This window comes from Enterobacter cloacae complex sp. S2, from assembly GCF_015159675.1.
In the GTDB taxonomy this organism is placed as follows: Bacteria; Pseudomonadota; Gammaproteobacteria; order Enterobacterales; family Enterobacteriaceae; genus Enterobacter; species Enterobacter intestinihominis.
Window position 1 is genome coordinate 1 of sequence record NZ_JADDTS010000122.1, and the last position, 311, is coordinate 311.

Sequence of the window (311 nt, forward strand, 5' to 3'; positions counted from 1 at the left end):
CCATTAACATATCATTGCTAATATTATATAACTCATTGTCTTTTTTTGGATTCAATAGTTTCATTTCATCTCTAATAAATTGATATGTCTGATAATATGATGAGATAACTTCATCGAATGCGTCCACATTTTTCTTCAACTTAAAGATAGCTCTTTTTGAATCCAGATGATTTTTTATACTTTTGCGATATAACGTACCACTTTCATTGAACAGAACATTAACGCCGCCTAAACTTAATTTCTCTACTTTAAATAAGTATTTTTTTAAAAGATATAACGCTACAATTAGCCATATAAAAATAGATATTAGT

The 311-nt window shown here is 26.7% G+C and carries 1 pseudogene; it reads right to left on the bottom strand.

What is annotated here, in order from left to right:
- Positions 1-311: pseudogene (locus tag IPZ49_RS23330) on the bottom strand (hypothetical protein); the annotation flags it as partial.